The 12,725-nt window shown below is 46.3% G+C and carries 13 protein-coding genes and 1 pseudogene; 6 read left to right on the forward strand and 8 right to left on the reverse strand.

Going from position 1 to position 12,725, the window contains the following annotated elements:
- Positions 1-346 precede the first annotated feature (346 nt).
- Positions 347-481: pseudogene (locus HMPREF3144_RS11925) on the forward strand (GNAT family N-acetyltransferase); the annotation flags it as partial.
- On the opposite strand, the gene HMPREF3144_RS10495 reads toward HMPREF3144_RS11925, so the two are convergent.
- Positions 426-2,009, reverse strand: coding sequence for a Ppx/GppA phosphatase family protein (locus tag HMPREF3144_RS10495; protein ID WP_018025669.1), 1,584 nt, complete (start codon positions 2,007-2,009; stop codon positions 426-428). The pseudogene HMPREF3144_RS11925 and the gene HMPREF3144_RS10495 overlap by 56 nt on opposite strands.
- A 230-nt stretch (positions 2,010-2,239) precedes the next feature.
- Between HMPREF3144_RS10495 and pstS the strand changes: the two genes are divergently transcribed.
- From pstS to pstB, 4 genes are all read left to right on the forward strand, one after another.
- Entirely contained in the window at positions 2,240-3,286 is a 1,047-nt protein-coding gene (gene pstS / locus HMPREF3144_RS10500; protein ID WP_018025670.1) for a phosphate ABC transporter substrate-binding protein PstS, read from the forward strand.
- 203 nt (positions 3,287-3,489) lie between these two features.
- A complete protein-coding gene (gene pstC / locus HMPREF3144_RS10505) occupies positions 3,490-4,515 on the forward strand; it encodes a phosphate ABC transporter permease subunit PstC (protein ID WP_070477835.1) in 1,026 nt (341 codons plus the stop codon).
- A gap of 11 nt (positions 4,516-4,526) precedes the next feature.
- On the forward strand, positions 4,527-5,417 hold the full coding sequence (gene pstA / locus HMPREF3144_RS10510; protein WP_081606588.1) for a phosphate ABC transporter permease PstA: 891 nt from the start codon (positions 4,527-4,529) through the stop codon (positions 5,415-5,417).
- A 27-nt stretch (positions 5,418-5,444) separates the two neighbouring features.
- Complete coding sequence (pstB, locus tag HMPREF3144_RS10515; protein ID WP_018025673.1) at positions 5,445-6,257, forward strand: phosphate ABC transporter ATP-binding protein PstB; 813 nt, start codon at positions 5,445-5,447, stop codon at positions 6,255-6,257.
- Between the two features lie 7 nt (positions 6,258-6,264).
- Here pstB and HMPREF3144_RS10520 read toward each other — a convergent pair whose 3' ends face one another.
- Genes HMPREF3144_RS10520 through HMPREF3144_RS10550 form a run of 7 tightly spaced genes read right to left on the reverse strand, consistent with a single transcriptional unit; the run spans position 6,265 to position 11,068 of the window.
- On the reverse strand, positions 6,265-6,876 hold the full coding sequence (locus tag HMPREF3144_RS10520) for a DUF2946 family protein (protein WP_018025674.1): 612 nt from the start codon (positions 6,874-6,876) through the stop codon (positions 6,265-6,267).
- A 4-nt stretch (positions 6,877-6,880) separates the two neighbouring features.
- Complete coding sequence (locus HMPREF3144_RS10525; protein ID WP_018025675.1) at positions 6,881-7,492, reverse strand: Maf family protein; 612 nt, start codon at positions 7,490-7,492, stop codon at positions 6,881-6,883.
- Positions 7,493-7,505: 13 nt separating this feature from the next.
- Positions 7,506-7,976 (reverse strand): 23S rRNA (pseudouridine(1915)-N(3))-methyltransferase RlmH, encoded by a 471-nt coding sequence (gene rlmH / locus HMPREF3144_RS10530; RefSeq protein ID WP_018025676.1) that lies wholly within the window; start codon positions 7,974-7,976, stop codon positions 7,506-7,508.
- Positions 7,973-8,383 carry a ribosome silencing factor gene (gene rsfS / locus HMPREF3144_RS10535; protein WP_018025677.1) on the reverse strand — a complete coding sequence of 137 codons (411 nt, stop codon included), beginning with the start codon at positions 8,381-8,383 and terminating at the stop codon, positions 7,973-7,975. The genes rlmH and rsfS overlap by 4 nt, the downstream gene beginning before the upstream one ends.
- A 46-nt stretch (positions 8,384-8,429) precedes the next feature.
- On the reverse strand, positions 8,430-9,038 hold the full coding sequence (gene nadD / locus HMPREF3144_RS10540) for a nicotinate (nicotinamide) nucleotide adenylyltransferase (protein WP_018025678.1): 609 nt from the start codon (positions 9,036-9,038) through the stop codon (positions 8,430-8,432).
- Entirely contained in the window at positions 9,020-10,294 is a 1,275-nt protein-coding gene (purD, locus tag HMPREF3144_RS10545) for a phosphoribosylamine--glycine ligase (RefSeq protein ID WP_018025679.1), read from the reverse strand. The genes nadD and purD overlap by 19 nt, the downstream gene beginning before the upstream one ends.
- 45 nt (positions 10,295-10,339) lie before the next feature.
- The gene (locus HMPREF3144_RS10550) at positions 10,340-11,068 is read right to left on the reverse strand and encodes a YebC/PmpR family DNA-binding transcriptional regulator (RefSeq protein WP_036558466.1); all 729 of its coding nucleotides are present in this window, start codon (positions 11,066-11,068) and stop codon (positions 10,340-10,342) included.
- A 138-nt stretch (positions 11,069-11,206) separates the two neighbouring features.
- Here HMPREF3144_RS10550 and HMPREF3144_RS10555 point away from each other — a divergent pair, with 138 nt between their 5' ends.
- Complete coding sequence (locus HMPREF3144_RS10555; protein WP_018025681.1) at positions 11,207-12,703, forward strand: helicase HerA-like domain-containing protein; 1,497 nt, start codon at positions 11,207-11,209, stop codon at positions 12,701-12,703.
- Positions 12,704-12,725: the final 22 nt, after the last annotated feature.

Here is a 12,725-nt window from a genome sequence, read left to right on the forward strand (position 1 = left end):
GAAATTTGAGGGGTTATTGCAAAGGTCTCAAGTTGCTAAAAAATTACTAGATTAAGTCGACTTAAGTTGAAATTAAATGCGACGGTTAACATCATAGTTGATTTTAAGGTGAATGAGAACGGTTATTATTCTTATTTTGATAAATTTTTAAGAATTAAAACGTTAATACTAAAAACTTCTACCTGTTATCTGCTTATCACAGTAAGCTAGCCTTGTTTTATTTAGGGCTTAGTGATGTGGTATTGAATAGCAAAGCAACCGCATTCAACATGATTCGATGTCACCCTACACACCGTATCCAATCCATTGACTAGAGGAGAAGACGGCCGGCGAGCGTATCAGTCAGTCGCGTATGCCGACCTTGATTAAGGGCTACTTAAAGCTTGGCGCCCGTATTTGCGGCGAACCTGCTTGGGGTAAAGACGTTAATGCGGTGGATTTTCCGGTGATTGTGGATAGTGAGAAGATGGATCATCGCTAGCGACGCCATGTTGGTTTTGACTGATTGGCTTGATTTGAAAGTTAAAGCCACAGGCCTCCCACAGCGCTTTTTCATTCGTTAGACTGAATTCGGTCAGTGGGTGATTTTCAAGCCAGCGCTTACCGATAGTAAGCGTGATATCCTTAGCTTCAATTTTAAGCGCCAAGTTTTCCATATGGATGGCTTGACGTTTGCGTAAAAATATTAGCGCTAAGCGTATACATAGGATGGCTTGCCATTCTTCATCGGCTAATGACTTGATATCGCTTTTGTTTAACTTGCCTTGCGACTCAAGATTCAGGCGCGCCATAATCGTTTGTTCATCTTTGGAGAAACCCGGCATATCTGCATGTTGTAACACATAGGCAGAGTGGCGATGATAGGAGGATTGGGCGATGCTTAAACCGATTTCATGCAGATCACACGCCCATTTAAGTAGCAAATGCATATCATGGGGCCAGCTTTCTTGCGCTTCCTTGCTAAGCGTTAAGGCAGACTCATAAAAAGCACTCGCTAGTTGACGCACTCGCAGAGCTTGCTTAGTATCCACCCGATAGCGGTGCATATATTGAGCCACGGTACCGGCACGAATATCGGCAGCTGATTTACGACCCAGCATATCATACAGTACACCCACTCGGAGTGCGCCATCACCCTGGTTCATCTGCTTGATTTTCAGTTCTTTAAAGGCGGCCATCATAATGGCTAAGCCTGCAGGTAGTACTTCAATACGATCAGTTTTGAGATCGAGTAGCAGCGGCGAGTTGGCTGAACCGGTTTTTATTAAGATACGCTTTAGCTTCTCCATACCCTCCATCGTAATGCCGCGTTCAGAAAAACCTGAAGCCTGTAATACGGCTACTAAGGCTTTAGCCGAACCGGAGGAACCAAAGGCCTCGGCCCAACCCATATTGCGGTAGCTTTTACTCAATACCTGGATTTGGTTGCGTGCATTAATCTCCGCTTGTTTAAATGCTTTGGCGCTGACCATACCGCCAGGGAAATAAAGCTTGGTAAATGAAACGCAACCAATGGGTAAGGACTTAACCAGCAAGGATTGAAAACCCTTGCCAATAATAAACTCCGTCGAGCCGCCGCCAATATCAATCACTAAGCGGTTTTTATCGGATAAGGGCAACTCATGCGCCACCCCGGAGAAAACCAAACGCGCTTCCTCTGGACCGGACACCACCTCTATAGGAAAACCTAGCGCAGCTTCAGCGCGTTGTAATAATACATTGCGATTTTTAGCAACCCGGAAGGTATTGGTCGCAACCGCGCGTACTTGGTGTGGATGGAAATTTTGAATGCGCTCAGCAAAGCGTTGTAGTACACCAACTGCTCGCTCAATCGCTTCGTCACTGAGTACCTTGTCCTCATCTAAGCCGGCTGCTAATCGCACGGTTTCCTTTAAACGGTCAATGGCGAAGATATAAGACTCACCATTGCGCTCCTCAATGCGTCCAACGGTCAATCGAAAGCTGTTAGAACCTAAGTCTACAGCAGCTAGTAAGTTATTATTTTCCATAAAAATCGGATCTTATAATGATGTCATTATTGTACCTAAGAAATAATGGCTTAAGAGACAATAAGTGAAGTATTTAAACGACAAACTAAATGATGATAGAGGGCGCACGTGATGTCATATTCTTGTCATATATGCTTTGTACAATTCCTTATGTAAAGTGAAACACCATGGTATGTTATTTACCCAATAATTTACCAACTTACCTAATCTGATATCAACAAAGGATGATCATGTTAAAACAAGCTTTTTCTCGCGTTACTTTAGCAGTTGCTCTTGGTGCCGCTGCGTTTTCTGTACAAGCAGCTGCTGTAACAGGTGCTGGCGCTTCTTTCCCTTATCCAATTTATGCTAAGTGGGCTGCTGAGTATAACAAAGCAACCGGTAATCAGGTTAACTATCAGTCAATCGGTTCTGGTGGTGGTCAGCAGCAAATTATTGCTAAGACAGTTGATTTCGGTGCTTCTGATGACCCATTATCAGCTGAAAAATTAAAGGATAATAATTTACTTCAGTTCCCGGCCGTTATCGGTGGTACAGTACCTGTGATTAACGTTGATGGTATCAAACCGGGTGAGTTAAAACTAACAGGTGAAGTATTAGCTAATATCTACTTAGGTAAAATCACTAAATGGGATGATGCTGCTATCGTTGCATTAAATGATGGCTTAAAACTTCCTAACGCTGACATTATCGTAGTTCATCGTTCTGATGGTTCTGGTACTACTTTCGGTTGGACTAACTACTTATCTCAAGTTTCTTCTGAGTGGAAAGAAAAAGTAGGTGAGGGTAAAGCCGTAAAATGGCCTGTTGGTCAAGGCGGTAAAGGTAACGAGGGTGTTGCTGGTTATGTGCGTCAATTAGCTAACTCTATTGGTTATGTTGAGTACGCTTACGCTAAGCAAAACAACTTGTCATGGACTCAATTACAAAACCGTGATGGTAAGTTTGTACAGCCTGAGCAGACTGCATTCGCTGCCGCTGCTGCTAACGCCGACTGGAAATCTGCTCCTGGTATGGGCGTAGTGCTTAACCAAGAGCCAGGTGCTGAGTCTTGGCCTATTACTCAAGCAACATTCATCTTATTGCACAAAACAGCTGATAAGCCTGAGCAAACTAAAGCCGTGATGGAGTTCTTTGACTGGGCTTGGGCAAATGGTGGCAAATTAGCTTCTGAGTTAGACTATGTGCCGCTTCCTAAGGAAGTAAGTGATGAGGTTCGCGGACTTTGGGCTTCGGAAGTTAAAGCAGCTGACGGCTCTGCAGTTTGGTCTAAATAATTATTAAGTACTTATTTAAGCTAATCTGAAATGATAGGGTTAAGTACCCCGCAAAGAAATTGGGGTAACACTTAACGATAGGAGTCGGGCAGTAGATGTTATAATTTGCTGTCCGACTTTTTGCATTGCAGTTGTAATAAATCTTAAATAAGTTGTAGTGATTGTTATTAAGCTAACGCTTTACGTCTTATACTGGATTGCTAATGTCGACATATTCCGAGACTATTAATCATAGTAGGTCTTCAACCCCAACTAAAGAGGCTACGGTGTCGAAGAGTTTACCACCTTCCCCCAGCAGACGCGGTTTTGCGCTAGCGGATATGATATTTGCTAATGCAGCCCGTTTTTTTGCGTTTTTTGTATTTATTTTATTAGCGGCGATTATGCTATCGTTAGTTTACGGTAGCTGGGATTCGCTCAAGGCTTTCGGTGTTTCCTTTTTGTTTAGCACCGAGTGGAATCCGGTACAAAATCAATATGGTGCTGTGGTGCCTATTATCGGTACCTTAGTGACCGCAGGTATTGCCTTGGTGATTGCAGTGCCGGCATCTTTCGGTATTGCAATGTTCCTAACCGAGTTGGCGCCCACCTGGATTAAGCGCCCATTAGGCATCGCCGTGGAGATGTTAGCGGCGATTCCTTCCATTATTTATGGTATGTGGGGTCTGTTTGTCTTCGTCCCCTTATTCCAAAAGTATATTCAAGTTCACTTGATCAGCTTTTTTGCGCCGATTCCGGTATTAAACCAGTTATTTGCCGGACCGCCGATGGGTATTGGTTTATTTACTGCCGGTTTGATTTTATCCATTATGATCATTCCGTACATTGCCTCGGTCATGCGTGACGTGTTTAGCGTGGTACCACCCATGTTTAAGGAATCTGCATACGGTCTTGGGGCAACGACTTGGGAAGTGATGTGGCGAGTTGTTTTGCCTTATACCAAAGGTGGTGTGATTGGCGGCATTATGCTGGGTTTAGGTCGTGCACTTGGTGAAACTATGGCAGTTACTTTCGTGATTGGTAATGCCTTCCGTTCACCGAACAGTATCTTTGCACCATCTAACTCCATTGCTTCAGCCATTGCTAACGAGTTTAATGAGGCCTCTGGCTTACAGTTAGCCGCATTAATTGAATTGGGCTTGATTTTATTCTTGATTACAACCGTTGTTCTCAGCTTATCACGCTGGATGTTGTATCGCATGAATAAAGGCCAAGGAACTAAGACATAGTGAGTGATCAGATGAGTTCTACTGTTTCTACCGCTTCCCCTAAACCGCCAGAGTCGGTTTTACATAATGGGAACAAAATTTATAAAAAACGACGCACCATTAACCGCGTGATGTTGACCCTCTCTTTAATTACTTTAGTCTTTGGTCTATTCTGGTTATTCTGGATTATAGGCACCTTATTAATTAAAGGCGGCGGTTCTTTATCATTCGATCTTTTTGTCGAGTCTACCCCCGGTCCTGGTGGTCAGGGTGGTTTAGCGAATGCCATCGTCGGTTCAGTGATGATGTCTGCAGTCGCGACTGCTATCGGTACACCGATTGGTATTTTGGCCGGTACCTATTTGGCTGAATATGGTGATCGCGGTTGGTTAGCCCCGGCAACTCGATTTTTAAATGATGTGTTGTTATCGGCACCGTCAATTGTTATCGGTTTGTTTATTTACTCCATTTATGTGTCACAACTCGGTCACTATTCCGGTTGGGCAGGTTCTTTAGCACTGGCTATTTTAGTGATTCCGGTGGTGGTAAGAACAACCGATAATATGTTGCTATTAATTCCTAATAGCTTACGCGAAGCCGCGGTAGCGCTTGGCTGTCCTAAGTATCGCATGATTTTATCAATTTGTTATCGTGCTGCTTTATCAGGCATTATTACCGGTGTGTTATTGGCGATTGCGCGTATTTTAGGTGAAACAGCACCGTTGCTATTTACCGCCTTAAACAACCAGTTTATGTCCTGGAATATGAATCAGCCAATGGCAAACTTACCGGTCACAATTTACCAGTTTGCTGCCAGTCCGTTTGATGACTGGAACCAATTAGCTTGGGCAGGTGCAACCTTTATTACCCTATTGGTTTTAGGTCTAAATATTGTTGCCCGTTTAGTAACCCGCTCGAAGTAATATTAGTCAAGATTATAGGATTTAAAAATGGACACTGTAGCACCAGCGAAAATCAGCCAAGCTGAATTAGATTTAGTTTCTCCAGAGGATACTAAATTAGAGGTTAAGAACTTAAATTTTTATTACGGTAAGTTCCACGCCATTAAAAATGTGAATATGCGTATTGCTCGCAACAAGGTTACCGCATTTATCGGCCCCTCTGGTTGTGGTAAATCTACCTTGTTGCGTACCTTTAACCGCATGTTCGAGCTTTATCCAGGTCAGCGCGCTGAGGGTGAGCTTAATTTAGATGGTGAGAATTTATTAACCAGTGAGACGGATATTTCATTATTGCGTGCCAAGGTTGGTATGGTTTTCCAAAAACCCACACCATTCCCAATGAGCATCTATGATAATATCGCCTTCGGTGTGCGCTTATTTGAAAATTTAAGTAAGCCAGAGATGGACGAGCGTGTTGAGTGGGCTTTACAAAAAGCAGCGCTGTGGACTGAGGTTAAGGATAAATTAAGCCAGAGTGGTCATAGTTTATCCGGTGGACAGCAGCAGCGTTTATGTATTGCTCGCGGTATTTCTGTTAAACCAGAGGTATTGCTACTGGACGAGCCTTGTTCGGCGCTAGACCCGATTTCTACTGTAAAAATCGAGGAGCTAATCACTGAACTTAAAAAGGACTACACCGTTGCTATCGTAACTCACAATATGCAGCAGGCGGCACGTTGTTCTGACTACACTGCTTATATGTACCTAGGTGAGCTCATCGAGTTCGGTGAAACCAGTCAGATGTTTGTTAAACCCCGTCGTAAAGAAACGCAGGACTATATTACCGGTCGTTTTGGTTAATAATTCCTCAGGGTTTAGGCATGCTAACAAAGCCGAGCGTTTGCTCGGCTTTGTGGCTTTCTAAAAGGCCACAGTTTGCGCTTAACTCGCCCTCAGCGGTAGTTAGAGAGAGCGTGAGCTGTTGTCCAGCTAGAATCGCTGCCACATCCGCCTCAGCAAATGGGCGTCGCTGACCATCCGCTGCTATCACCTGTATCTGTTCAAGCCATGCTGGTACATCCCGTCCAATTAACATGGCTGGTCCGACATCACTTTGGACAAAAATCCGACCCTCATCACTAAGGTACCAGTGTTTAACTGCCTTAATGGTATGCCCATGGTGTGTACTTAGGCGAGCGGCGGCCTCATCATAAAAAAGAATAAAGGGTGCATGCGGCAAGCTCAGGTAGACCCTTTGCGGACCGTTTTGCACATACCATTCACCGCCTTCATTAACACAGTAGTTACGCCCAAAAAAGGCGATCAGCTGGCTATTTTCGATGCGTTCACCCTCGGGATTAGCCTCAAAATCCCCGTTATGATGAAAACGCCATAAGCCGCGCTCATTTAATGATAACCAGCCATAGGCGGCCGGCACATGAGGCCATTTTGCCATGGCTGCAATGACTTGTTCATCCATAAGGCTACTCGCTTTGTTCTACCAATAATGTTAAAAGCTCCCATGTGTCACTTAGGGGCAAGCCCACCACACCGCTAAAGCTACCTTCAAGCCTTTCGATGAGCATCGCCCCCAAGCCTTGAATGGCATAGCCCCCAGCCTTGCCAAGGCCCTCGCCACTCTGCACATAATGCGCAATTTCCTCGGCATTAAGTTGGCGCATAGACAGGGTGTTAATGCAATTTCTTTCTAGTATGCGCTCACCATCCACTAGCACAAGATGGGTATGCACTTCGTGTACCGAAGCGGATAAGCGCTCTAAACTGCGTCGTACATCGTCGTCAGAGTGCGCTTTATCCACCACCTGACCATCTATCATGACACAGGTATCAGCCGCCAAGATAGGGTACATGGGGAGTGTGGCGCTGTTTTGTGTGATATAGTTCAAGGCACGTTGCGCTTTTTCTCGGGCGGTGCGTATCACATAGTCTGGTGGCGCTTCACCCGCTAGGATTGGCTCATCTTCCGCGTCCTCTGGGGTAGGTACCCTTAAAACTTCGTGATTTACGCCGATTTGCTTTAGCAATTCATGCCGTCTGGGACTGGCTGAGGCCAAATAAATAAAGGGTAGCTTCATGGGATAAGCTCGCTTATTCTCGATGATAGGGATGATTAGTCAGAATAGACCAAGCGCGATAAATTTGCTCAACTAATAGTACACGCACCATTGGATGGGGTAGGGTAAGGGATGAAAGTCGAATTTTTTGTGAAATACTGCGTTTAAAATCGGCATCGATACCGTCCGGACCACCGATAATTAAGGCCACATCCTGTTGATTTGCCATCCAGTCTCCTAGCATGGAAGCTAGCTTTTGGGTACTGAGATCACGCCCATGCTCATCCAAAATCACAACCATACTGCGTGCAGGAATCGCTGCTTGAATGCGTTTAGCTTCGGCCGCCATCATTTGTGCCGGGGTTTTGCCGGAGCTTCTAGGCTCTGCTTTAATTTCTTTTAATTCAATGGCGCACTCATGAGGCAAGCGCTTAGCATAATCGTCCCACGCAGTTTTGACCCAGTTCGGCATGCGGTGACCCACGGCAATAATGGTGATTTTCATTCGTCGTCAAAGGGTTGCATCGGATCAAAGCCCTGATTCACTGGAGGAACCAATTGAGACTGCGGCAAAAGCTTGACCTTAACCGGTTTTTCGCCCCAAATGGCTTCCAGATGGTAGTATTGGCGAATGGCTGGCTGCATACAATGCACCACGATATCACCTAGGTCTAGCACCACCCATTCACCCGTGTCTTCACCCTCAAGAGAAAGTACCTCAAGACCCTGTTCACGTACCGCATCATATACACTGCGTGCGATGGAGCGCGTTTGGCGATTGGAGGTACCACTGGCAATAATCACTCGGTCAAATAGACTCGTGAGTTCGGTGGTATCAAACACCTTGATGTCCTGCGCTTTAGCGTCCTCAAGCGCATCAATCACTAAACGTTGCATTTTATTTAATTGCATAGTTGATAATATCCTTTTTGTACAGCTAGTGGACTGCTTTTATTTTTTATTGATAAAGTTGGTGCTCTTTAATATAGCGTAACACCTCAGGATGAATATAGTCACTCACATCCTGATGATTACGTAAGCGTTGACGTACCTCGGTAGAGGAAATATCGATTTCATCAAAATGAATTTGGATAATTTCTTTGCCGATCACTTGCGCCGCTAGCATCTCAGCAGGGATTTCCGAGGAATAATCCGGGCGTTTAGCAACCACTAGGGTTAGCGTCTGCATAATCTCCTGCCAACCATTCCAAGTAGTAAAGTTTTGCAGCTGATCGGTGCCCATTAGCCAGTAGTAATCAATGGCTGGATCTAATTGCCTGACGGTATCAATGGTATAGGTAGGGCCATCACGTTCGATTTCCATGGTGTTGAAAAAAATCTTAGGGTGACCCTCAGCCGCAATTTTAAGCATCGCTAAACGATGCTCAGCACTCACGGATAAATTGTCTTTTTGCCAGGGTTGCCCGGCAGGTAACAACTCGACGTGCGCTAAAGGTAATTGCTCTAGCGCACTGAGCGCTAATTTAATATGCGCCTTATGGATAGGGTTAAAGCTACCGCCTAATAACCCTACCTTTGGGCGGCTTGTTATTTGATGGCGCGCCATGCGATATCGCTGCGGTACTGCATACCGTCAAAGTTAATCTCATCAATAGCGGCATAGGCTTTTTGGCGTGCCTCTTGAATCGTTTCACCTAAGGCGGTCACGCATAGGACACGACCACCAGAGGTGACAATCTCACCATCGCTGAGCTGGGTACCCGCATGAAACACCATCACCTCATCACTCTCTGCCCCTAAACCATGAATCACATCACCGGTACGTGGAGCGGCGGGATAATTATGAGCTGCTAGTACCACACCAATGGCACTGCGTGGATCCCAATCAATGGTTACTTGATCTAGCTTGCCCTGGGTGGCCGCTTCAAATAAAGGCACAAAATCATTTTTAATACGCATTAATAAAGGCTGCGTCTCTGGATCACCTAAACGGCAGTTAAACTCAAGTACCTTAATCGGGCGAGTGGCATCATCACCCTCACCGATCATGACGCCAGCATAGAGAAAACCGGTGTACTCAATACCATCCGCCCGCATACCCTCGATGGTCGGGATGATCACTTCGCTTAAAATACGTTCGTGAATGACCTCATTCACAATGGGCGCAGGGGAGTAAGCCCCCATGCCGCCGGTATTAGGTCCCTGGTCGCCGTCTAATTGACGCTTATGATCTTGGCTGGAAGCGAGTGGTAAGATGGTGTTACCGTCACACATGACGATAAAGCTCGCCTCCTCACCAGCTAAAAACTCCTCAATCACTACCAGGGCACCGGCCTGACCGAATTGACCGCCAAGCATATCATCAATGGCCTGATGCGCTTCCTCAAGCGTCATCGCTACCACCACACCCTTGCCGGCAGCTAAGCCGTCAGCTTTAATCACAATCGGTGCGCCTTGTTGTTCAACATAGGCATGGGCCGCCTCAGCCTCGGTAAAGCTGGCGTAGGCTGCGGTAGGGATTTGGTGACGCACCATAAAGGCTTTGGCAAAATCCTTGGAACTTTCTAATTGAGCCGCTGCTTTTGTCGGACCGAAAATGGCTAAGCCCGCATTGCGAAACACATCCACCACACCAGCGGCTAACGGAGCCTCAGGACCAACGACCGTCAGAGCAACGTGATTGTCCTTGGCAAATTGCAATAAATCCTCAGCAGAGCTGAGATTGATATTGCGCATCCCCTGAGTGCTAGCGGTGCCGCCATTACCCGGTGCTACAAACACCTGATCCACCTCGGATGATTTAGAAAAACGCCATGCTAAGGCATGCTCACGGCCGCCGCCACCGATCACTAAAATATTCATAAGGACTATGCTAAAACTCGTTTAAGGTTAAATGAAAAACTTGAACTATTCCTCGTCAAATACCGCATTGGTATAGACCTTTTGTACATCGTCCAAATCTTCTAAGGTATCAATAATTTTCTGCATGACGGCACCATCGGCATCACTCAGCTCAATTTCATTTTGCGGACGCATAATAATCTCTGCTACTTCGGGCTGTAGACCAGCAGCTTCAAAGGCATCACGCAACTGTGCAAAATCGCTTGGGGCGCCCAGCACCTCGGTCAGACCATCCTCGTCAGTATCAATATCATTGGCGCCGGCCTCTAAGCCCACCTCCATGATTTGCTCCTCGTCCACATCGGGTCCGAAAAGAAACTGGCTGACGTGATCAAACATAAAGGTAACGGAACCGTCTGTGCCTAGGTTGCCGCCATTTTTAGTTAAGGCGTGACGGACTTCGGAAACCGTGCGCTGACGATTATCGGTCATGCAGTCCACAATCACGGCAGCCCCCGCAACACCATAGCCCTCGTAGCGTACGAACTCATAATCCTCGCCATCAACCGCACCGGCACCGCGCTGAATGGCACGGTTAATATTGTCTTTAGGCATATTACTTGCGTTAGCCTTGTCCATGGCTAAGCGTAAGGCGGGGTTAGATTCGGGGTCTGGGCCACCGGCGCGTGCTGCGACGGTGATTTCACGAATAATTTTTGTCCAAATTTTGCCGCGTTTGGCATCCTGGCGACCCTTACGGTGCTGGATATTTGCCCATTTACTATGACCTGCCATAATACTCTGTAAAATAAAAAGGTTAAACTGATGGAATAAATTTATTATGAAGTATTTTATTGTGCCTAGATTTTACCTTGATTAGCACATTTTTTTATAGAATAGCCTGTATTATAGCCTTTTTGAGAGGAACACTTTATGCTTCAGCCAATTGCTTTGGGACGTAACTCCACAACCGATGCTGTCTTATACCCTAAACTAGCTAATCGCCATGGATGTATTACTGGTGCCACCGGTACCGGTAAAACCGTCACCTTGCAATTGATGGCGGAGGCTTTTTCTCGCATTGGTACGCCTGTTTTTTTAGCCGATGTTAAGGGGGATTTATCCGGCATTACCCAAGCAGCCTCCATGTCTGAGGGCTTACAAAAGCGACTGGATAAGTTGGGTCTGCCCGCTCCTCAGTTCGGTGCTTGTCCGACCGTGTTTTGGGATGTTTTTGGCGAAAAGGGTCACCCCGTACGCGCTACCATTAGCGATATGGGACCGCTCTTATTAGCACGGGTGATGAATCTCAATGATACCCAAACCGGTATTTTAAATATTTGCTTTAAATTGGCCGATGATGAGGGTTTGCTGCTCCTGGATCTTAAGGATTTGCGCTCCATGCTGCAGTTTGTGTCGGATAATGCCCGCAGCTTACGCCCTACTTATGGCAATATTTCCCCGGCCTCTGTGGGTGCGATTCAGCGTGCGCTCCTAGAGTTGGAGGTACAAGGCGCCGATCAGTTTTTCGGTGAACCGATGCTGGATATTTTTGATTTGATGCGTTGTGATGCGCAGGGTCAGGGCGTGGTAAATATTCTTGCGGCTGAGAAGTTAATGCAGTCACCGCGACTGTATGGCGTATTTTTATTATGGTTGCTAGCCGAGCTTTTTGACAATTTACCGGAAGTAGGGGATCTAGAACAGCCTAAGCTGGTGTTTTTCTTTGATGAGGCACATCTTTTATTTGATAATGCCCCTAAGGCCTTACTGGAACGAATTGAATTAGTTGTGCGATTAATTCGCTCAAAAGGGGTTGGGGTCTTTTTTGTCACTCAAAACCCGCTAGATATTCCGGAAGCGGTACTGGGTCAGTTAGGTAATCGGGTACAGCATGCACTACGAGCCTATACTCCACGGGATCAGCGGGCCGTCAAAACAGCAGCGGATACGATGCGCCCTAATCCACCATTAAATATCCAACAAAGCATCAGTGAGCTTGGTGTGGGTGAGGCCTTAGTATCATTTTTGGATCCTAAAGGCATACCATCGCCTACCGAAAGGGTCTGGATGTTTGCGCCCGGCAGTCGTATTGGTTTAGCCACAGAGGATGAAATTGCCCGAGTGCGAGCGACATCGCCATTTGGCAACAAATACGATCAGTCCTTTGATCGTGAATCGGCCTATGAGGTGTTGACACGTCGTGCAGAGGAGGAGTCTCAAGCCGCAGCGCTGGCAGCACAAAAAGCCCAAGCCGGTGGCGGCGTTGGCGGGCTGATTAAAGATGTGTTGTTAGGCTCTAGCGGTCCGCGTGGTGGTCGTCGTGAGGGCTTGGTTGAGCAGGTAGCAAAAACCGAGGCTCGTCGCATTACCCGTAATTTAATTCGCGGTGTGCTGGGATCCTTATTAGGTGGTGCTAAGCGACGTTAATCGCTCTCGGGGAGACGGTTAC

The organism is Oligella sp. HMSC05A10 (assembly GCF_001808335.1).
Lineage (GTDB): Bacteria > Pseudomonadota > Gammaproteobacteria > Burkholderiales > Burkholderiaceae_B > Oligella > Oligella urethralis.